We start from the raw sequence: 21,023 nt of genomic DNA, 5'->3' as shown, positions 1-21,023 counted from the left end.
CAACTTATGGAATACAGACAGGGCACCTAAGTTCGCGTGCGTTGTCAAACAGCCAACGGTAGTAATGGGCGCGGCAGTTCGCGTTCCCGCGGCACCGAAGCGCCCGAGTGTTACTGGTATCCTCGTCCCTCACCAACCGGAGGGCGCAGGGAAGACCGGGAGCTCGCCGCCCCCATGGCCCCCGTGCGGACAAGAATGCACGGGGCAGGAACCACAGGTTTGGCTGGGACATCCCGGCCTTCCCTGCACGATGGTCTGACGGCTTATACGTGATCTCCCCGGGGACCGGCTGTCTTGCCCCCGTTTCCGCCACAATGCATTCACGCACTGGACACGACATCAGCATCGGGATGCCAGGACCACACGATTTCGCCGTACGCGCCGCGTTGTTCGTCTGCGTGTCTACTTCTGAGCATGATCTCGTCAGAAAGCTGTGGCGCAATGAGCGTCAACAGTCTCCCGGTTCCGAATCATGCTCCACGCTGCAACATCGTCGCGTCCACCGCATCCCGCTCCCCACGTTCGTGACGACCGCGAAACGTCCCTCTCGATCGGGAACAGGACGGGTATAAAAGAGCATGAATTCTGGAAAAAAGAAAGAAGAGTTTTTTAACGGGAAGGACTGGACAAGGGTGATCGACTTGAAAGTCTTCACGAAAAAAGATCCTCCGCGCGATGGTTCGGTGCGTGCGCCGAAGCGGTCAAGGGTGGCTTCCACGCCGCGCGCGAGCCGTTCCCCGGCGGCTGATTCGCCCGTCGGGCCGCGTGGTCGTGTCCCGTCTTGGACGACTCCTGTCCTGGTAGCGTAAAGTCTCAGAGCCTCGGTAGAATCGATATGCGCGGTCACGTCATCAGCCAGCGAATCACATCCTTTTCGTTGAACACGGCGCTGCCGCGCGGCGTGCTGCGCGCGCGCCGCGCGTTGCTTCTGTCCTGCGTCGTTCTCGGGCTCGCAACGAATGCTTGTGTGCTGGCCGCCGAGGGCACGGAGACGAAGTCCCCCGCGGTGGAACCGGTCGCGCCGCCGTCACCATCGCCGCAGGCCCAAAAGCCGGAGGTGCCGAAGACGGAGGTTCAGAAGGCGGAGCAGCAGAAGGTCGAGCCGCAGAAGGCCGAAACCGGGACGGTCGGACGTCCGGCGGAGCCGCAGGCGCCCGCTCCGAAGGTCGTGGTCGCCCCGGCCGAGCCTCAGAAGCAGGGCGGCAAGGGCGCGCGAACGGCCAAGGACGCGAAGAATCTCACCGTGCCGCAACGCGTGTTGCCGGCTGATGTCGCGCAGATGATCGGGCGCAAGATCTGGCTCAACGAGGCCGGCGGTCGGCGCGATGCGATCACGTCGTGGAACGCCGGCGAGGAATTTGCCTCATTGGGCATCGGGCACTTCATCTGGTACCCAACCACCGCGAAGCCGCCCTATGAAGAAGGCTTCCCCGGGCTGGTCGCGTTCCTGCGCAAGGGCAAGACACCGCTGCCGGCCTGGCTGGACAAGACTCCGATCCCGGCCTGTCCGTGGACCAGCCGTGCGGACTTCAAGCGCAATTTCAATTCGCCGCAGATGAAGCAGCTGCGACAGTTCCTGCTCGACACGATGGCGGAGCAGACCCAGTTCCTGGTGGCGCGCGCGCAGGGCGCGATGGACAAGATCCTGGCCAATACGCCCGACAGCGCCGAGCGCGAGCACATCGTCGCGCAATATGCGCGCGTCGTGCGCGCCTCGGAGGATCTCTATCCGCTGATCGACTACATCAACTTCAAGGGCGAGGGCACCAATCCCTCCGAGACCGCCGTCGACAAGGAGACGGGCCAGCGCCAGGGCTGGGGCCTGAAACAGGTGCTGCTGAAGATGAACGGCTCCACCATCGAGCCGAAGGCCGTGCTCGCCGAATATTCCGAAGCCGTGCAGGTCGTGCTGCAGCAGCGCGTGCGCAACCTGCCGTCCAACCGCATCTGGGAGGCCGGCTGGCTGCGCCGCGCGGAAACCTACCGCCGGCCGATCGCACAACTGGAGCCGATGCCCGAACGTGCGCCGCGCAAGTCGTCTCGCTACAGAGCGGACAATTCGGCGTATTGACGGTTGTGGCGCGCGCGTCCGGGCGACGCTGTTTCAACAACTGCCGGGAGCCGAGCTGCAGCTTCCGCGCCGTCACCCGGAATCTCGAGATTGCTGAAATGAACGCCAGACCAGACCGAGATTCCGGATTCAAGGCCTGCGGCCTTGCCCCGGAATGACCGTGTCTGTGGCGCCAGCAAGGACACACGGAGATCGACGAGCAGGGATCACTTGCCCGCTGCAGCTTTCCTCTCGGCAACCACCTTCTGATAAGCCGCCTGCAGCCTCTCGCCGACACTCGGGCTCGGCTTCCTTCGCTTCTTCACGCCGAGATGGATCTCGCGCAGCTCGTCCATGAACTCGGCCCACATCTTCGGCCCGCCTTCCATCAGCAGCTTGGCGCGAATGCCGAGCTCTTCCGAGACCGGCAGATATTTGTAACCCCAGCCGGCCATCTGCGCGAGGATCGGCAGCAGCTCGATGCCCTGCTCGGTGAGAGAATAGATTCCCTTCTGCTTGTGGCTCGGATCGTCCACGCGGCTGATGATGCCGGCGGCAAGCAATGTCTTCAGCCGGTCGGCCAGAATGTTGGAGGAGATGCCTTCCTCGGATCCGCCGAGCAGCTCGCGATAATGGCGACGGTTGCCGAACATGATGTCGCGGATGACGAGGAGACTCCATTTGTCGCCGACAACCTCGAGCGTGAGGTTGATCGGGCAGCCGGAGCGCTGAAGGTCTGACATCGAAAAATTCCCGTAACCGTCGTCACGAATAACCGCTTGCAATATTGCACCAGTAGCGGCATCCTCAAACCGCTTGCAAAGCAAAAGCAGTCAGGGAGGCGCGTGCATGGCACGGCTGGTGTTGTGGAACATGATGACGCTCGACGGCATGGTCGCGGGCGCCAACGGCGAGCTGTCCTGGCATGAGGAGGTCTGGGGGCCCGAGCTCGAGCAGTTCTCGGAAGCTCAACTGAAGGAGGCCGGAGGGCTGCTGTTCGGGCGGGTGACCTACGACCTGATGGCCGGCTATTGGCCGGCGCAGCAGGGCGTGATCGCCGAATTCATGAACGCGATCCCGAAGCATGTCGCCTCGCGCAAACTGTCGGAACTGGCCTGGTCGAATGCGCATCTGCTGGGTCAGCAGATTGCGACCGAGGTCGAGACGCTCAAGAAGGACAGCGCCAAGGATCTGTTCCTGTTCGGCAGCGCGGACTTCGCCGCGACGCTGATGGCGCATGATCTGATCGACGAATACCGGATCGCGATCAATCCGCGCGTGCTCGGCAACGGCGCGCCGCTGTTCAAGCCGGGGCATACGATGAAGCTGCGGCTGATCGACAGCCGCGCCCTGTCGACCGGTGTTGTGATCGTGCGTTATGTGCCGGTGCGGGATGCGTGAGCGGACGGCCGCGTGCTCCGCCTTTGGCTTGTGAGGAGGCGCACGATTGTACAGCGTGCTCGGTGTACCTCGCCCCGCTTGCGGGGAGAGGTCGGATTGCATCGCCAGATGCAATCCGGGTGAGGGGGTACAGGTCCATCCACGAACACTCCCCGTGCGGCTGCCCCTCACCCCAACCCTCTCCCCGTGAAGAACGGGGAGAGGGAACGCACCGGCGCCGTCGCGCTGGCATCGATTCGAACTAACTCTCTTCACGTCAGCCCTGAGGAGCGACCCATGTCTCTCACCCTCTACTATCACCCTCTCTCGTCGTTCTGCTGGAAGGTGCTGATCGCACTTTACGAGAACGACATTCCGTTCACGCCGAAGCTGATCAATCTGGGTGACGTCGACGATCGTGCCGCATTTCTGAAGCTGTGGCCGGTCGGCAAGTTTCCGGTGCTGCGCGACGAGCAGCGGCAGCGCACGATCCCGGAGTCGAGCATCATCATCGAGTATCTCGATGAGCACTTTCCAGGTGCGACGCGCTTCATTCCGGGCGAGCCCGATCTCGGCTTACGGACACGCCTGCGTGATCGGGTTCTCGATCTCTATCTGCACATGCCGACGCAGGCCGTGGTGTTCGACCGGCTGCGGCCGAGCGATGCGCGCGATCCGTTCGGTGTGACCGAGGCGAGGGCGCGGCTGCAGACGTCCTACGCGATGCTCGAGGCGGAGCTGCCGTCCGCGGGCTGGGCGATGGGCGAGCCATTCACGCTGGCGGATTGCGCCGCGCTACCGGCGCTGTTCTACGCGCAAAAAGTGGAGCCGTTCGGTGCCGAACTGAAAACGGTTCCAGCCTATCTCGAGCGTCTCAAGGCGCGACCGTCCGTCACGCGCGTTCTCGCCGAGGCCGAGCCTTATTTCCACATGTTCCCGGGCGAGCCTGGCTGAGCGGGCTTTTCCGCGAAAATAATCGCACAGCCGTGTCGGATTGCATGGTTGCCGATCGTCTTTCTGAGGAGAGCAGGGAGCCCTGCCGCAGGATCAGGGAGAGGGACCATGCGGTTCATGGTGATCGTGAAGGCAACGCAGGACTCGGAAGCGGGCGTGCTGCCGACCTCCGAGGAATTCGCCGAGATGGGCCGGTTCAACGAGGGACTGATCAAAGCCGGCATGATGGAGACGGGGGAGGGCCTGCATCCGACCGCCCGGGGCGCGCGGATCGATTTCTCGGACGGCGAGCCTCGCGTGGCGCGCGGCCCGTTCGAGAACAGCGGCGATCTCGTCGGCGGCTACTGGATCATCAAGGCGGATTCGCTCGATCAGGTGATCGAGGCCATGAAGTGCGCGCCGTTTCCGAGCGGCCAGGTGGAGATCCGGCGCATCTATGCCGCGGAGGATTTCGGCGAGGCACTCGCGCCTGAACTGCGCGCGCAGGAAGATCGCCTGCATGCGCTGGCGGCGAAGAGCTGACATCTCAGCCCATCAGACCGGGAGCAGACACGATGCGATTCATGATGCTGATGATTCCGCTCGGCTATGAGAGCGCCCCGCCGGACGTGAAGCTCGATCCCGAACGGGTCGCGGCGATGATGCGCTACAACGAAGCGCTCAAGGAGGCCGGCGTGTTGATCACCTTGGAAGGGCTGCATCCGCCGTCGATGGGTGCACGGGTGTCGTTCCCTGGCGGCAAACCCGTCGTCACCGATGGTCCCTTCGCCGAGGCCAAGGAGGTGCTCGGCGGCTTCTGGATGATCGAGGTCGGATCGCGCGACGAGGCGATCGCCTGGGCCAAGCAATGCCCGGCCTCTGAGAATGAGATCATCGAAATCCGCCAGGTGCAGGAGATGGCCGATTTCTCCGACGATGTGCGCGAGGCGCTGGCCGGCTTCGGCGAGCTGCCGCATGCCGGCCGTGCCTGAGCCATTCAATTCATCAGGGAGGAAGTGCAATGAGCGACAACAGCAACACCTATCTCGCCGTGTTCCTCGGCAGCAGGACGAGCCCGGCCTGGAAGGAATGGGAGGCGCTGCCGGAAGCCGAACGCAACGCCAGGGGACGGCAGGGCATGACGGCGTGGCAAGGCTGGGTCGAGACGCACAAGGACGCGATCGTCGCGATGGGCGGGCCGCTCGGCAAGACCAAGCGGGTCGACAAGACCGGCATCAACGACATCGCCAACGAGATGGGCGCGTTCACGGTGGTCCGCGCGGCCTCGCACGAGGACGCGGCGAAGATGTTCGAGAACCACCCGCATTTTGCGATCTTCCCCGGCGAGCGGGTCGAGATCATGCCGGTGTTGCCGATCCCGGGTGGTTAGCGCCCGTACCTAGCGGCGAGCCGCGGTGCCACCCTCCCCTGAAGGGGGAGGGTCGGCTCGAATCCGCGCAGCGGATGCGAGCCGGGGTGGGGTGACAGACTGTCGGCGTGTGCGATGCCGACGTTCGGCTGGGCACCTTGTGCACTCGTCCGTTGACCCCGCGCTGACCTCGCCCGGGGCTCACCCCACCCCGCTTGCCCGCTGCGCGGGCGATCGACCCTCCCCCTCAAGGGGAGGGTGGCAGCCGTGGCTGCTGGTCGAGCGCTCAAAAGTCTCTGGTGTGTTTCACCCCCGCTCATGTAAAAGCCCTTCACATGAGCTGGCGCAAGGAGCAGCGCCGCGCTGAGCGCGGCTATCATCACGGCAACCTCAAGGAGGCGCTGCTGCAGGCGGCGCTCGACCTGATCGCGCAGAAGGGAGCTGCCGGGTTCACCTTCGCCGATGCTGCGCGCATGGCCGGTGTCAGCCCGGCCGCACCCTACCGCCACTTCCGCGATCGTGATGAGCTTCTATCCAGCATCGCGCAGCGCGGCTTCGAGCAGTTCGAGGCGCGGCTTTCGGCCGCGTGGGACGACGGCCGGCCGGAGACCGTCACGGCATTCGAACGTGTCGGCAAGGCCTATCTCGCCTTCGCCCGCGAGGAGCCCGCGTTCTACTCGGCAATGTTCGAATCCGGCGTGCCGGCCGACTCGACCCCAGGTCTGCTCGCCGCTGGCGAGCGTGCGTTCGGCGTGATCCGCGCCGCCGCGGAGCGGCTCGCCGCGCTGGCTCCTCCTGGTGTGCCGCGGCCGCCGGCGATGATGATGGCACTGCACATCTGGTCAATGGCGCATGGCATCGCGTCCTTGTTCGCGCGCGGCGACGCAGCCCGGCGCAAGCTGCCGATGTCGCCGGAGGAACTGCTGGAAGCCGAGGTGCTGATCTATCTGCGCGGTCTCGGGTTCAGCACCGATCGTGCACCGACCGCCAAGCCCGGCGGCGAGCCACCGCCATTGCCCGACGACAAGCCGGCTGGGACGCCAGCGGGGCCCTGGGGCCGGCCGAAGTAAAGGTTCAACGCCAGACGAAAAATATTCCGGGCGGCGCGTCAGGCGGCCGCCTTGACAAAATCACGGGTTGAGCTAGCTATGTAAATGTTATTTACATTCACACGGCATGGCGCCGCGAATGGAGAGGGAGATGGCCTACACCGCAGATGTCAATCGATGGCGCGGTTCGGAGGAGGAGCAGAGGTACCGGCCCCACATGATGGAGTCGCCCTGGCATCCCGGCTGGATCGCGGTGACCGTGCTCGGCTTCATCATCTGGTGGCCGATCGGACTTGCCCTTCTCTTTTTCACACTCGGGAGCAGAAAGATGGCGTGCTGGAACGGTAGCGATCGCTGGTCGAACAAGATGGAACGGATGCAGTGGAAGATGGACCGCATGCGCGACAGGATGGAGCGCCGCGGCTTTGGTTTCGGCTTCTCGCAGCCGTCGTCGAGCGGCAACCGCGCCTTCGATGAGTACCGCATGGAGACGCTGCGCCGGCTCGAGGAGGAGCAGCAGGAGTTCCGCGACTTCCTGAGCCGCCTGCGTCACGCCAAGGACAAGGAAGAGTTCGACGCCTTCATGGCGCAGCACAAGCAGCGGCCGCCGACGCCGCCGAACGACCAGCCCCAGAGCTGATCGCGAGGCAGGTCGACGAACTGATCGACCGATCCTGACGCCGCAGGGCTTTCAGCCCCCGCCCTGACGGCACAAGACGCCCGCCCGCGGTTCCCCGCCGGCGGGCGTTTTGCGTTCCTAATTACCTTTCCCTGCGGCGCCTCGCCGCTGGCTGCGGGCGGCCAGAACGGCCGCGACGTCACAATGGCCTGATCACAAAGGCTCTATCTGGCTGTCCCGGCAGGGCCTTTGACCTCCGCAAAACTCCGCGGTAACCCCGCCTTAACCCCGGAGGGGGTTTGGTTAAGGGGCGCTTACGGGCGCCGAGCCCTTGTTTTGACACGTTGGCGGAGGAAGCAGGCCACTTATGGCTTCGGCGGGCCTCTTAAAGCGATCAGTTCAGGGCTTTGTTGCGTAGGCGCTTTGCGCCGCGACGGCATCCGGCGTGGAACGGCGGATGCATGGTCCCGGGTGTCCCGGGCTGTTGGTTGAGAGGATACTGCGGATGGAAGGCGACTTCTCCCTGATCGCGCTGTTCTGGCAGGCGCATTGGGTCGTGAAGGGCGTGATGCTCGGCCTCATCACCTGTTCGGTCTGGGTGTGGGCGATCGCGATCGACAAGCTGTTCCTCTATTCCCGGACGCGCCGCTCGATGGACCGGTTCGAGCAGGCGTTCTGGTCCGGCGAGTCGATCGAGGAGCTCTATCGGGTGCTGTCGGCCAAGCCGACGCAGTCGATGGCGGCGTGCTTCGTGGCGGCGATGCGCGAGTGGAAACGCTCCTTCGAGGGCCATGCGCGGTCGTTCGCCGGCCTGCAGATGCGGATCGAGAAGGTGATGAACGTCTCGATCGCGCGCGAGGTCGAGCGGCTGGAACGCCGGCTGCTCGTGCTGGCCACGGTCGGTTCCGCCGGCCCCTTCGTCGGCCTGTTCGGCACCGTCTGGGGCATCATGACGAGCTTCCAGGCGATTGCAGGCTCGAAGAACACCTCGCTCGCGGTGGTCGCGCCCGGCATCGCGGAAGCGCTGTTCGCCACCGCCATCGGCCTGATCGCGGCCATTCCGGCGACGATTTTCTACAACAAGTTCTCCTCGGAGGTGAACCGGCAGGCCCAGCGCCTGGAGGGCTTCGCAGATGAATTTTCGGCCATCCTGTCCCGTCAGATCGACGAGCGGGGATGAGGGCGGGTATAATGGCGACCGGATCGTGAGTATCGCAGCATGGGCATGAGCATGGGTAGCGCGTCCGGCGGCGGTGGTCGCCGCGGTCGGAGCAAGGCACCGGTGATGTCGGAGATCAACGTCACGCCGATGGTCGACGTCATGCTGGTGCTGCTGATCATCTTCATGGTCGCAGCGCCACTGCTCACTGTGAATATCCAGGTCGACCTGCCGCAGGCACAGGGCGGCTCGGCCTCGACTGCCGACGCCAAGCCGCCGCTCGAGGTGACCGTGAAGAAAACCGGCGGCGGCTGTGCGTCGAAGGTCGATGTCTACATCGGTGACTCCCCGATCGGGATCAACGAGCTCGGGCCGAAGATCAAGGCGATGAAGGAGGCGGGTGCCGGCGGCGGCGACAACGTCGTCAAGATCCGCGGCGATCGCGACGCCTGCTACTCCGACATGATGAAGGTGCTGGGCATGGCACGTGACGCCGGCTATCGCGCCAGCATCGTCGTGCTGCCGGAACAGGGCTCATGACGGCAAAGGACCTCATCCAGTTCGCACGTCAGCGCAAAGGCACGGTGCTCTCCGTGGCTCTGCACGTGCTCGTGCTGGGCTGGGGTCTGTTCAGCTTCTCCGCCCGCTCGATGGTGGCGCCGCCGGAGGACCTGGTGCCGGTCGACGTGATCTCGGAGGACAATACCTCGAAGGCCAAGGCCGGCGCGCTCGCCGGCAAGAAGGAGTCGCAGAAGCTGCTCGCCGACAGGATCGGCGAGAAGAAGCCGACCGAGGACATCGTCGGCAAGGTCGACACCAAGCAGGTGACCGAGACCGACGCCGCGCCGGAGCCGAAGCCCAAGCCGGAGAAGCCGGTCGAGAAGAAGCCCGACCCGCCCAAGCCGGTCGAGAAGCAGCCGGATACGCCGAAGCCGATTGCCGAGAAAAAGCCGGATCCGCCGAAGCCTCTGCCTGCCGAAAAGCCGAAGCCGGAGGAGAAGAAGCCCGATCCGTTCAATCCGGACCAGATCGCGAGCGTGCTCAACAAGGACAAGCCGAAGCAGCCGCCGAAGCCGCAGCAGACCGCGGCCGCCACGCCCGAGCCGCCGAAGCACAAGAGCGAGCGCAAGTTCGACGCCGAGAAGATGGCGAGCCTGATCAATCAGAAGGACCCAACGCGGCAGGCCGTGACGGGAGCGGAGCTAAACGCGAACGCGGCGCTCGGCGCGGTCCAGGGAACAGCCGAGGCCAACGTGGCGAGTTGGCAGGGCGCGTTCCAGGAGGCTGTGACGCGCTGCTTCAACGCGCCCTACAGTGGTGTCGACGAAGACAAGATCTCGGTCGACCTCGACATTCAGTTGCGTTCCGACGGCTCCCTGCTCGCAACGCCCGTCGTCTCCGGCGTGACGGGCCCGAATCGGGCGGTCAGCCTCGCCGTGGCGGAGAACGCGAAGCGGGCGGTCGAGAACTGTGCGCCTTATGCGTTTCTACCGAAGAATCGTTACAACGAGTGGAAGCTCATCCTGACGCGATTCAATCTCAAAACGATGAATTCGATGCGAGGCCGAACTTGACGAATCCTCCCGACCGCACGACCGGATTTTTCACGCGGCGCCAGCTGTTGGCGACGGGAGGCGCTGCCGTCGCGGCGCTGGGCGCCGGTCCCGCGTTGGCCCAGCAGAAAGACCGCCTGGAGATCGTGCCGACGAGCTTCAAGCCGCTCCCGATCGCGATTCCGCCGTTCGTTCCGGGGGGCGCCGGCGATGCCGATGTCGGCAACGGCATCTCGCAGGTGATCACCAACAATCTGAAGCGGAGCGGCTTGTTCGCGCCCGTCGACCCCGCTGCATTTCCCGAGCGCATCAGCAATTTCGAGGCGCCGCCGCAATTCGCAAGCTGGAAGCCGTTCGATCTGCGCGGCATCGTCACCGGCCGCGCCACGCGCCAGCCCGACGGCCGCCTGAAGGCCGAGTTCCGGCTGTGGGAGCCGAATACGGGCCAGCAGCTCGCCGGCCAGCAATATGTGACGGCGCCGGAATATTGGCGGCGCATCGCCCACATCATCTCGGACCAGATCTATACGAAGCTCACGGGCGAGAAGGGCTATTTCGACAGCCGCGTCGTGTTCGTCGACGAGAGCGGGCCATCGGAGCGCCGCGTCAAGCGGCTCGCGCTGATGGACCAGGACGGCGCCAATGTCCGCTATCTCACCCGCGGCGCCGACCTCGTGCTGACGCCGCGGTTCTCGCCGTCGAGCCAGGAAATCACCTACATGGAGTTCGGGCAGGGCGACCCGAAGGTCTATCTGTTCAATATCGAGACCGGCCAGCGCGAGATCGTCGGCAACTTTCCGGGCATGTCGTTCTCGCCGCGCTTCTCGCCCGACGGCCAGCGTATCATCCTGAGCCTGCAGCAGGGCGGCAACTCCAATCTGTTCGTGATGGATCTGCGCTCGCGCGCGACCACGCGGCTGACCGACACGCCGGCGATCGATACCTCGCCGTGCTACTCGCCGGACGGCAGCCAGATCTGCTTCGAGAGCGATCGCGGCGGCAAGCCGCAGATCTACGTGATGTCGGCGAGCGGCGGCGCCGCGCAGCGCATCTCGTTCGGCGAGGGCAGCTACTCGACGCCGGTGTGGTCGCCGCGCGGCGACTACATCGCCTTCACCAAGCAGGGCGGCGGCCAGTTCGCGATCGGCATCATGAAGACCGACGGCTCCGGCGAGCGCATCCTCACCTCCGGCTTCCACAACGAAGGCCCGACCTTCGCTCCGAACGGCCGCGTGCTGATGTTCTTCCGCGATCCCGGCGGCAATGCCGGTCCTTCGCTCTATACGATCGACGTCTCCGGCCGCTTCGAGCAGAAGGTGCAGACGCCGGGCTTCGCCTCGGACCCGGCCTGGTCGCCGCTGCTGTCGTGAGGGATAGATGGCCCGTCGATGCTCGCTCACGCTTGAGTGGACGCGTCGCCGGCGGGTCGCGCAATGCGTGTTTTCGGTCGAAATGGAACCATTCGTTGCAGGGCCGGAGTAGTGTTTCCCTAGTTTGCTGAAATCTCGGGGAAATCCGCCCGTTTCGCGGCTGCGGCAACGCTCCGCTAACGATGTTCGCTCAGAAAGACTTCACTTGCGAACGGTATTGTTGCGCACTGAACAGGACGCGTGCGCACGAATGCAGCTTGCCAGCCAAAGCGGAGAAGACGATCGAAAGCTGTCGCCCGGTATCCAGGCGGCGCTCGTCGACTCCCTCTTCCAGGATCCCGGCCCGATGTTTGCCGGCGCACTCTGCGCCGCCGTCGCGGCCGTCATGACCGCGATCAAGAGCGGCGACACCAGTCTCTGGCCCTGCGCGATCCTGCTGATCGTGGCCGGCGCGTTTCGCTCGCTCGACATGCGCTACTACCGGCATCTCCGTGACGGCGGGCGCTTGACCCCCGAGGCGGTGGCGCGCTGGGAGATCCGCTACCAGGTCGGCGCGATGATCTACGCGCTGGTGCTCGGCATCTGGTGCGTCGTCGCCGTGTCCGGCAACAGCGATCCGGTCGTGCACCTGATCGCGATCACGGTGACGCTCTGCTACATGTCGGCGGGCGCCGGGCGCACCTATGGACGCCCCTGGATCTTCCACGTCCAGATCCTGCTCGCCTGCGGGCCGCTCGCACTCTCGCTCGCGCTGAACGGCAGTCCCTATTACATGGGGATGGCGGCGTTCTGCGTGCTGTTCTTCATGTCGTTGAAGCACATCTCGACGAACCTGCAGCGGATCTTCGTCCAGGCCTTCGTGGCGCGCGAAGGCGAGTCGGCGCTGGCCAAGCAGTTCGATACGGCGCTCAACAACATGCCGCACGGCCTGTGCATGTTCCGCGCCGACGGGCGGCTGGCGGTGATGAACCACCGCTTCGGCGAGATGATGAGCCTGCCGGAGGATATCCTGCAGCGCGGCGGCAAGGCCGCCGACATCATCAATGCCTGTGTGGTCGCAGGGTCGATCTCGGCGGCGAGCGGCCGGCTGATCCTGGCGGAGATCGAGCACACCAAGACCCACAACGTGATCACCAGCGATCCCGACGTGGTGCGCGACCGCTCGCTGTCCTGGACGTTCCAGCCGATGGCCGATGGCGGTGCCGTGGTCCTGCTCGAGGACATCACCGAGCGGCGCCATGCGGAGGCGCGTATCTCGCATCTCGCGCGTTACGACGAACTCACGACCTTGCCGAACCGCGTCAGCTTCCGGGACGAGATCGAGCGGCTGCTCAGGATCCCGCAACGGAACGGCGAATTGTCCGCGCTGCTGTTCGTCGATCTCGACCGCTTCAAGCAGGTCAACGACACCCTCGGCCACCCCTGCGGCGACCAGTTGCTCTGCGCCGTGTCCGAGCGGCTGCGCGACATGCTGCGGCCGGAGGATTTCGTCGCCCGCTTCGGCGGCGACGAGTTCGTCGTGTTCCAGCGCAACATTCGCTCCAACGACGACGCCGCCGTGCTCGCGCGCCGGATCGTCGATCAGCTGAGCGAACGCTACAAGATCGACAATCATCTGGTCGAGATCGGCGCCAGCGTCGGCATCGCCATGACCGCGCCGGGCATCAGCGCCGACACGCTGCTGAAGAATGCCGACATGGCGTTGTATCGCGCCAAGGCCGAGGGCAGGGGTACCTTCTGCTTCTTCCGCGACGAGCTTGCCCAGACCGTGGAGGCGCGGCGCATCCTCGAGCTCGATCTGCGCAAGGCGCTTGCCAACGAGGAATTCGAGCTGTTCTACCAGCCGCTGGTCAATCTGAAGTCCGGCAAGATCTCGACCTGCGAGGCCTTGCTGCGCTGGAACCATCCGGTGCGCGGCACCGTCTCGCCGGTGGACATCATCCCCGTCGCCGAGGACATGGGCCTGATCGTCGATCTCGGCCGCTGGATCCTGCGCAAGGCCTGCCTCGAATGCATGAAGTGGCCGGAGGCGGTGAGCGTCGCCGTCAACTTCTCGCCGCAGCAGTTCCACCAGCGCGACGTGCTGAGCGAGGTGCGCTACGCCCTCGAAGTCTCCGGCCTGCCGCCGCACCGGCTCGAGATCGAAATCACCGAATCCTCGCTGTTGCGCAACACGCAGCTGACGCACGACGTTCTTTCGCAGCTCCATATGCTCGGGGTCCGCATCTCGCTGGACGATTTCGGCACCGGCTATTCGAGCCTCAGCTACCTGCACAATTTCCCGCTCGAGAAGGTCAAGATCGACCGCTCCTTCCTGGAGGGCATCGACAGCGACCGGCCGCTGACATTGCTGCGCGGCGTCGCGCGGCTGTCGGCCGATCTCGGCATGTCGGTGGTCGTCGAGGGCATCGAGACCAACGAGCAGCTGGAGCTGGTCAGTGCCGATGGCACGGTCACCGAAGCCCAGGGCTATCTGTTCAGCCGACCGGTCCCCGCCGTGCGCATCCGTCAGCTTCTGAATGCCTCGCACGGCCGACGGCCGGCGGAAGAGGCGATTGCGGTCGCCGGAGGCAATCGGTCGATCGCCTGATCGCCGTCTCGCCCGCGTCTCCGACGGTCCGGCAGCATCGCTGGGGCTCGTGCGGACACGCACGCCCATGTGAACGCTAAAGTGACAACCCCACGTCGCATCATCCGGGCTGAGAACACGCGTATGCCACGCGCACAGGTTTCGGATAGGCACGGAAGTGATCCGTAGCGATACCTGAGTCACTCCGTTTCATTTCTGTAAGTCGCAGTCATGACGCCCGATTTCCCGCACCGTTAACTCTGTACCGCCGAAAGCTTTGCGTCTGAATTAACGCACTGTTAAGCTCATTAGGTACTCGTAAGGGTTGTGTGTGAAAAGGGGTTGCGAATGAAGTCGGCGGCTCGAGTTACTGCCGTTGCTGACCAGAAGTCGGATGCGCTCGAAAATGTCGATTATCGGCTGGCGCTGACTGCGGAAGACAAGGACGAGATTTACCGGCTGCGCTACCGCGCCTATCTGCGCGAAGGAGCCATCCTCCCCTCGGCGAGCGAACGCGTCACCGACGAGTATGACGATCTTCCCAACAGTTTCATCTTCGGCGTCTATGTGCATGGCGAACTGTACAGCTCGATCCGCATCAGCGTGCTGAACTCGCAATGGCGGCGGTCGCTGTCGGCGGACATGTTTTCCGATCTGCTGCATCCCGAGCTCGACCGCGGCCAGGTGATCGTCGATCCGACGCGTTTCGTGGCCGATTACGAGAAAGCCCGGCTGTTTCCAGCGCTTCCCTACGTCACCGTCCGGCTCGGCTATGTTGCCTGCGCGCATTTCAACGCCAATATTGGCCTTGCCAACGTCCGGCCGGAACACCGCGCTTTCTACAAGAAGGTCTTCCTCCAGGAGCCGTGGGGCGAGCCGCGGCTCTACTCCGGCCTGACCAAGCCGGTCGGCCTCGTCGCCGCGCATTACCCCAAGATCCGCGAGCGGGTGTTCCAGCGCTTCCCCTTCATGCGCTCGAGCGCCTTCGAGCGGCGGATGCTGTTCGACCGTCGCGCGCCCGACGCCTTCTCTGATTCGTTTCGGCTTCAGCCTGTCGCGAAGGCCGGCTGAGCAAAGTCGGTCTTGTTCCCGGATTCAAGCCGGCGCAGCCCCCTGCGCCGGCTCAATTTCGTGGCCTTGGCGCAAATATCGGCGAAAAGCGCCGTGCTCCCGGCGGGCCGCCGCTTGCCTTCACCCTGGCGCCACATTTACAACCCATTAACCATCGCGGTCGCTTTTTCGGGTTTCGTTAGCATTTGACGGGGTTCGGCAAGACCCCATCAAGGTTGACGGAACGTTCGCTTAACCATCGACCTGTAGACCGGATGGCAGTCTAAGAACGTGAGCGTGGAGGCTCCGGGAATGAAATATCACATGCGTATCCTCCAGGGATTGAAGTTGGCTGCCGTGCTCTCGGTCGCGCTGTCGATGGGCGCCTGCGCCAACAAGAATCTCACCGGGGCCGACGGAGCGATGGCGAGCGCTGCAACTCCAGGCAGCCAGCAGGACTTCGTGGTCAATGTCGGCGATCGCGTCTTCTTCGAGAGCGACCAGACCGATCTGACGCCGCAGGCGATCGCGACGTTGGAAAAGCAGGCGCAGTGGCTGCAGACCTATCCGCGCTATCAGTTCACCATCGAGGGCCACGCCGACGAGCGCGGCACCCGCGAGTACAACATCGCGCTCGGCGCCCGCCGCGCCCAGTCGGTCCGAAACTTCCTGGCCTCGCGCGGCATCGACCAGAGCCGCATGCGCACCATCTCCTACGGCAAGGAGCGCCCCGTCGCGGTGTGTAACGACATCTCGTGCTGGTCGCAGAACCGCCGCGCGGTCACCGTGCTGAACGCCAGTTCATGAAGCTGAACGACGTCGTCTCATGACGGGTCGTTGATGAAGCCGGCGTCGCCATCGACGCCGGCTTCATCATTTCGTCTTCGCTTGAACGTCATTTGTCTCCATCTCAATTCTACTTTACAGCCTCGCTCATCAGGCTTTTTCAACCTCTCGCCGATCCGGTCGTCAGGGCAGCATGTCGTTCATGTCTCTTCCTCGGAGCGCCGCAGCGATGCTCGCAGCGCTCGTCGTTTTGTCGTGCCAGTCAATGTCGTCGCGGGCGTTCGCCCAGGTCGACGAGGATCCCGAGATCAGGATCGAGCGGCTGGAGAATCAGCTGCGACAACTGACCGGGCAGAACGAGGAGCTGCAGTACCGCAATCGCCAGCTCCAGGAGCAGCTGAGGCAGTTGCAGAGCGGGGCGCAGACGGCCGCGCCGGCTGCCCAGCCGGGCGTTTCGCCGGCACCGGCGCAGGTCAATCCGGGTTACGCCCAGCCCGCACAGCCCGCCTATGGCCAGCAGCCCTATGGACAGCCCCAGCAGCAGGCCTATCCCACGCCGCAGCAGCCTCCCGTCTACGCCCAGCCGCAGGCCGGCGCACCCGCCCCGATCGCGCTGGATCCGCCGGCCCCGGGCGGGCGGACCCGTCGCGGCGACGCCTTCGATCCGAGCCAGAACCCGACCGCGCCCGGCGCGCCGCAGGCGCTCGGCGGAGGGCCGCTGCCGATCCAGCCCGGTGGCGGCCAGCCGGTGGCCCGTGCGCCGGATCCCGTCAATCCCGCGAGCCCGCCGCCCGGCCGCTATCCCCAGGCGGCGGCCCCTGCCGCCGCCGGCGGGCTGGATACGGCGCCGCCGCGGCAGACGCCGCGCGATGAATACGACCTCGGCATCGGCTACATGCAGCGGCGCGACTATGCGCTGGCCGAGCAGACAATGCGCAACTTCACCCAGAAATATCCCAACGATCCGATGATCGGCGATGCGCAATACTGGCTCGGCGAAAGCCTGTACCAGCGCCAGCAATACCGCGATGCCGCCGAAATTTTCCTGGCGGTGACCACCAAGCACGACAAATCGTCGAAGGCGGCCGACGCGCTGCTGCGGCTCGGCCAGTCGCTGGCGGCCTTGAAGGAGAAGGAGGCGGCCTGCGCCGCGTTCGGCGAGGTGACGCGGAAGTATCCGCGCGCCTCCGCGGGTGTGAAGGCGACGGTCGACAAAGAGCAGAAGCGGGTGAAGTGCTGAGCCGCGCGGCGTGAGATCGTAGGGCTCTCGCCCCCGGGCAGCGAGGCGGGTAGGCTGCCGCGCCATGGCGAACGCACGCTCCGAAGCCGATCTCCCGGTGTCCGCCGCCGAGGCCGAGCGCCTGTTCGCGCCGCTCGCGGCGGTGCCGGCGCTCGTGCTCGCGGTCTCCGGCGGTCCGGACTCCATGGCGCTGATGTGGCTGGTGGCGCAGTGGCGGGCGTCTCTCGTGACGGGCCCGCGGCTGCTTGCCGTGACCGTCGATCATGGTCTCAGGCGTAGCTCGGCGGGCGAAGCCCGGTTGGTCAAGCAGATCGCGCGCAGCCTGGGTGTTCAGCACCGCACCTTGCGCTGGACCGACGACAAACCGGGGGCCGGAATTCCCGAAGCGGCGCGGCTGGCGCGCTACCGGCTGCTGACGCGCGCGGCGCGGCAGCTGCGTGCCGGCCATATCCTCACCGCTCATACGCGGGATGACCAGGCCGAGACGGTGCTGATGCGGCTGCTGCGCGGCAGCGGCATCGCCGGGCTTGCGGCCATGACGCCGGTCAGTTCGCGAGATGGGCTGCTGCTGGCGCGGCCGCTGCTCGACATCCCCAAGGCCAGGCTGCTGGCGACGCTGCGCGCCGCGGGGCTTCCTCACGCCGATGATCCGACCAATCGCGATCCGTCCTTCACCCGGCCGCGCCTGCGCGCGCTGATGCCGGCGCTGGCGGAGGAGGGCGGCGATGCGCGCACGCTGGCGACGTTGGCGCGCCGGCTTGGACGGGCCAATGCCGCGATCGAGCGCATGGTGGACGGTGCCGAGCGCTATCTCGCCCTCCAGGCCGACGGCGGCAGTGGCGAACAGCCGGCCCAGGGCCACAGCTTCGACCCGCGCGCGTTTGTCGCACTTCCAGCAGAAATCAGGCTGCGGCTGTTGATGCGCGCCATCGATCGCGTGGGAACCGAAGGGCCCGTGGAACTTGGCAAGGCCGAAGCGCTGCTCGACCGGCTGGACCGGACTCTTGCGGGGATCGTAGATAGTGGTAGGTCTGCTCCAGGCAGGCTAAAACAAACCCTGGCTGGTGCGCTGGTAAGCATGACGAAAGAGTCGATCCGCATCACGCCCGCGCCGCCACGGCGATCGCGCGGGACTTGAGCGGGCGGCAGCTTCGCGGACGCTTAACCACCTGCATGGTCGGCGCTTTCCCGCGCCATTTTTTAAGCGGGAATCGGGCTAGGATGCGTTAAATAGTCCTGTCTGGTTCCCTTGGCATTGCGGCGAGTGGTACCTAGATTACGAGACGGTCGACCGGGGGATTCCCTCGTGGCTACCCAGGGATAAGTCTGAGGACAGACGGCCGCGATCCGCGCGACCACGAAGGAAAATCGATGAACGCCAATCTGCGCAATTTCGCCCTTTGGGTCATTATTGTCCTATTGCTGTTGGCACTGTTCACCCTCTTCCAAAATCCCGGGCAACGCGCGTCGTCGCAAGACATCACCTTCTCGCAGCTGCTGACGGAGGTCGATCAGGGCAATGTGCGCGACGTCGTGATCCAGGGCCCCGAGATTCACGGCACCTTCAAGAACGGCTCCTCGTTCCAGACCTACGCGCCGAGCGATCCGACGCTCGTGACTCGTCTGTACAACGGCAAGGTCTCGATCACCGCGAAGCCGCCGGGTGACAACGTGCCGTGGTTCGTGTCGCTCCTCGTCTCCTGGTTGCCGTTCATCGCGCTGATCGGCGTCTGGATCTTCCTGTCGCGACAGATGCAGGGCGGCGCCGGCAAGGCGATGGGCTTCGGCAAGTCGCGTGCGAAGATGCTGACGGAAGCGCATGGCCGCGTCACCTTCGAGGATGTCGCCGGCGTCGACGAGGCCAAGCAGGACCTACAGGAGATCGTCGAATTCCTTCGCGACCCCGGCAAATTCCAGCGCCTCGGCGGCCGCATTCCGCGCGGCGTGCTGCTGGTCGGCCCTCCCGGCACCGGCAAGACGCTGATCGCCCGCGCCGTGGCCGGCGAAGCCAACGTGCCGTTCTTCACCATCTCCGGTTCTGACTTCGTCGAGATGTTCGTCGGCGTCGGCGCCAGCCGCGTCCGCGACATGTTCGAGCAGGCCAAGAAGAACGCGCCCTGCATCATCTTCATCGATGAAATCGACGCCGTCGGCCGTCATCGTGGCGCCGGCCTCGGCGGCGGCAATGACGAGCGCGAGCAGACCCTCAACCAGCTGCTGGTCGAGATGGACGGCTTCGAGGCCAATGAGGGCGTGATCCTGATCGCCGCCACCAACCGCCCCGACGTGCTCGATCCCGCCTTGATGCGTCCCGGCCGCTTCGACCGCCAGGTCGTCGTCTCCAACCCCGACATCATCGGCCGCGAGCAGATCCTCAAGGTTCACGTCCGCAAGGTGCCGCTGGCGCCGGACGTCAATCTCAAGACCATCGCCCGCGGTACGCCCGGCTTCTCCGGCGCCGACCTGATGAATCTCGTCAACGAAGCCGCGCTGACCGCCGCCCGCCGCAACAAGCGGATGGTCACGCAGTCCGAGTTCGAAGAGGCCAAGGACAAGGTGCTGATGGGCGCCGAGCGCCGCTCGATGGTGATGACCGAGGAAGAAAAGATGCTGACCGCCTATCACGAGGCGGGCCATGCGATCGTCGGCCTCAATGTCCCGAGCCACGATCCCATCCACAAGGCGACCATCATTCCGCGCGGCCGTGCGCTGGGCATGGTGCAGTCGCTTCCCGAGGCCGACCGTCACTCGCATACCCGCGAATGGTGCGTCTCCAAGCTCGCGATGATGTTTGGCGGCCGCGAGGCCGAGGTGCAGAAGTTCGGTCCGGAGAAGGTGACCAACGGCGCCACCGGCGACATCCAGCAGGCGACCAACCTCGCCCGTGCGATGGTGATGGAGTGGGGCATGTCCGACAAGCTCGGCCGCGTCCGCTACCAGAGCAATGAGCAGGAGGTGTTCCTGGGTCATTCGGTGGCGCGCTCGACCAACATCTCGGACGACACCGCACGCCTGATCGACTCGGAAATTCGCGGACTGATCGAGGCCGGTGAGCAGGAAGCCCGTCGCATCATCACCGAGAAGCGCGAGGACTGGGAGACGATCGCCCAGGCGCTGCTCGAATACGAGACGCTGACCGGCGAGGAGATCCTCGACCTGCTCAAGGGCAAGAAGCCGAACCGCGAATCCGCGATCGAGCCGTCGACGCCGCGCGCCTCGGCGGTGCCGCCTGCCGGCAAGCCGCGTCCGCGGCCCGATCCGGGCCTGGAGCCGCAGCCGCAGGCCTGACCGGGAGTCTTAAGCGCAGACGAAAGATGGTTGCGGCGTCTGATGCAACGAACCGAATAAAGCAAAGGCCCGGCTGTCAGCCGGGCCTTTTGTTTGTTTGGATGGCCGGGTCGCCCTGGGGCACGACGTGTTTCTATGGGATCGATCATCGCGACCCAGCGCAGGTTCCCGATCGCGCAACGTACGGCTTAAAGATCAGCCCCGCTAACTACCCTCGCCTGGAGGGGGAGGGTCGGCTCAAATGGAGCGCAGCGCAATGTGAGCCGGGGTGGGGTGATCTCTCCGCGCACGCCGGCGTCAGCTGAGATCACCCCACCCCGCTCGCCCGCTTCGCGCGCGATCGACCCAGGCTATCGCATATGACGACGCAGCTTTGTGCACGTCTCTCTCCACGTCGTCATGGCCGGGCTTGTCCCGGCCATCCACGTCGTCCGGCATGCTGAGAACCACGTGGATGCCCGGGACAAGCCCGGGCATGACGGAGTAACTCATGTACCGGATTGCTCGCCGCGACAGCCCTGCATGTCCATATGCGTTAGCCCTGACCGTCCAGGGGAGGGTGAAACCGGGATTGCGGCGCCTGTTGTCGTCCTCCTCGGGAGGTTGGC

General features: G+C 65.1%; 19 protein-coding genes. 18 read left to right on the top strand and 1 reads right to left on the bottom strand.

The window, feature by feature from the left end:
• Positions 1-835 precede the first annotated feature (835 nt).
• Positions 836-2,071, top strand: a complete 1,236-nt coding sequence (locus ACQR1Y_RS31670) for a hypothetical protein (protein WP_434879934.1) — start codon at positions 836-838, stop codon at positions 2,069-2,071.
• Positions 2,072-2,277: 206 nt separating this feature from the next.
• On the opposite strand, the gene ACQR1Y_RS31665 is transcribed toward ACQR1Y_RS31670, so the two are convergent.
• A complete protein-coding gene (locus tag ACQR1Y_RS31665) occupies positions 2,278-2,793 on the bottom strand; it encodes a winged helix-turn-helix transcriptional regulator (RefSeq protein WP_434879933.1) in 516 nt (171 codons plus the stop codon).
• Between the two features lie 106 nt (positions 2,794-2,899).
• Here ACQR1Y_RS31665 and ACQR1Y_RS31660 point away from each other — a divergent pair, with 106 nt between their 5' ends.
• The 17 genes from ACQR1Y_RS31660 to ftsH all read left to right on the top strand — a co-directional run bounded on the left by ACQR1Y_RS31660 (position 2,900) and on the right by ftsH (position 20,415).
• Positions 2,900-3,451: a dihydrofolate reductase family protein gene (locus tag ACQR1Y_RS31660; RefSeq protein WP_434879932.1), complete on the top strand. Its 552-nt coding sequence runs from the start codon at positions 2,900-2,902 to the stop codon at positions 3,449-3,451.
• Between the two features lie 276 nt (positions 3,452-3,727).
• Positions 3,728-4,384 carry a glutathione S-transferase family protein gene (locus tag ACQR1Y_RS31655; RefSeq protein WP_434879931.1) on the top strand — a complete coding sequence of 219 codons (657 nt, stop codon included), beginning with the start codon at positions 3,728-3,730 and terminating at the stop codon, positions 4,382-4,384.
• A gap of 108 nt (positions 4,385-4,492) precedes the next feature.
• Positions 4,493-4,906: a YciI family protein gene (locus ACQR1Y_RS31650; protein ID WP_434879930.1), complete on the top strand. Its 414-nt coding sequence runs from the start codon at positions 4,493-4,495 to the stop codon at positions 4,904-4,906.
• A 32-nt stretch (positions 4,907-4,938) separates the two neighbouring features.
• Positions 4,939-5,355, top strand: coding sequence for a YciI family protein (locus ACQR1Y_RS31645; RefSeq protein ID WP_434856201.1), 417 nt, complete (start codon positions 4,939-4,941; stop codon positions 5,353-5,355).
• Between the two features lie 29 nt (positions 5,356-5,384).
• On the top strand, positions 5,385-5,753 hold the full coding sequence (locus tag ACQR1Y_RS31640) for a hypothetical protein (protein WP_434856200.1): 369 nt from the start codon (positions 5,385-5,387) through the stop codon (positions 5,751-5,753).
• A gap of 314 nt (positions 5,754-6,067) precedes the next feature.
• Complete coding sequence (locus tag ACQR1Y_RS31635; protein ID WP_434856199.1) at positions 6,068-6,802, top strand: TetR/AcrR family transcriptional regulator; 735 nt, start codon at positions 6,068-6,070, stop codon at positions 6,800-6,802.
• Positions 6,803-6,932: 130 nt separating this feature from the next.
• Positions 6,933-7,421, top strand: coding sequence for a DUF2852 domain-containing protein (locus ACQR1Y_RS31630; RefSeq protein WP_434879929.1), 489 nt, complete (start codon positions 6,933-6,935; stop codon positions 7,419-7,421).
• A gap of 484 nt (positions 7,422-7,905) precedes the next feature.
• Positions 7,906-8,580, top strand: coding sequence for a protein TolQ (tolQ, locus tag ACQR1Y_RS31625; RefSeq protein WP_050886856.1), 675 nt, complete (start codon positions 7,906-7,908; stop codon positions 8,578-8,580).
• 39 nt (positions 8,581-8,619) lie between these two features.
• Positions 8,620-9,099, top strand: coding sequence for an ExbD/TolR family protein (locus tag ACQR1Y_RS31620; RefSeq protein ID WP_434879928.1), 480 nt, complete (start codon positions 8,620-8,622; stop codon positions 9,097-9,099).
• Positions 9,096-10,133: a protein TolA gene (locus ACQR1Y_RS31615; RefSeq protein ID WP_434879927.1), complete on the top strand. Its 1,038-nt coding sequence runs from the start codon at positions 9,096-9,098 to the stop codon at positions 10,131-10,133. Before ACQR1Y_RS31620 ends, ACQR1Y_RS31615 begins: the two co-directional genes overlap by 4 nt.
• Positions 10,134-10,177: 44 nt before the next feature.
• Complete coding sequence (gene tolB, locus ACQR1Y_RS31610) at positions 10,178-11,482, top strand: Tol-Pal system beta propeller repeat protein TolB (protein WP_434879959.1); 1,305 nt, start codon at positions 10,178-10,180, stop codon at positions 11,480-11,482.
• 250 nt (positions 11,483-11,732) lie between these two features.
• The gene (locus ACQR1Y_RS31605) at positions 11,733-14,072 is read left to right on the top strand and encodes a putative bifunctional diguanylate cyclase/phosphodiesterase (RefSeq protein WP_434856195.1); all 2,340 of its coding nucleotides are present in this window, start codon (positions 11,733-11,735) and stop codon (positions 14,070-14,072) included.
• A gap of 327 nt (positions 14,073-14,399) precedes the next feature.
• Positions 14,400-15,122 carry an N-acyl amino acid synthase FeeM domain-containing protein gene (locus tag ACQR1Y_RS31600; protein ID WP_434856194.1) on the top strand — a complete coding sequence of 241 codons (723 nt, stop codon included), beginning with the start codon at positions 14,400-14,402 and terminating at the stop codon, positions 15,120-15,122.
• A gap of 291 nt (positions 15,123-15,413) precedes the next feature.
• Positions 15,414-15,908 carry a peptidoglycan-associated lipoprotein Pal gene (gene pal, locus ACQR1Y_RS31595; RefSeq protein ID WP_434856193.1) on the top strand — a complete coding sequence of 165 codons (495 nt, stop codon included), beginning with the start codon at positions 15,414-15,416 and terminating at the stop codon, positions 15,906-15,908.
• A 181-nt stretch (positions 15,909-16,089) separates the two neighbouring features.
• The gene (gene ybgF / locus ACQR1Y_RS31590) at positions 16,090-17,127 is read left to right on the top strand and encodes a tol-pal system protein YbgF (RefSeq protein WP_434856192.1); all 1,038 of its coding nucleotides are present in this window, start codon (positions 16,090-16,092) and stop codon (positions 17,125-17,127) included.
• 64 nt (positions 17,128-17,191) lie between these two features.
• On the top strand, positions 17,192-18,265 hold the full coding sequence (gene tilS, locus ACQR1Y_RS31585; RefSeq protein ID WP_434879926.1) for a tRNA lysidine(34) synthetase TilS: 1,074 nt from the start codon (positions 17,192-17,194) through the stop codon (positions 18,263-18,265).
• A 233-nt stretch (positions 18,266-18,498) separates the two neighbouring features.
• Positions 18,499-20,415 (top strand): ATP-dependent zinc metalloprotease FtsH, encoded by a 1,917-nt coding sequence (ftsH, locus tag ACQR1Y_RS31580; protein WP_434856190.1) that lies wholly within the window; start codon positions 18,499-18,501, stop codon positions 20,413-20,415.
• Positions 20,416-21,023: the final 608 nt, after the last annotated feature.

The sequence above is a fragment of the Bradyrhizobium sp. HKCCYLRH3099 genome, from assembly GCF_051167855.1.
In the GTDB taxonomy this organism is placed as follows: domain Bacteria; phylum Pseudomonadota; class Alphaproteobacteria; order Rhizobiales; family Xanthobacteraceae; genus Bradyrhizobium.
Note: the sequence above shows the minus strand (reverse complement) of the source record. Positions and strands in the feature narration are given on the sequence as shown.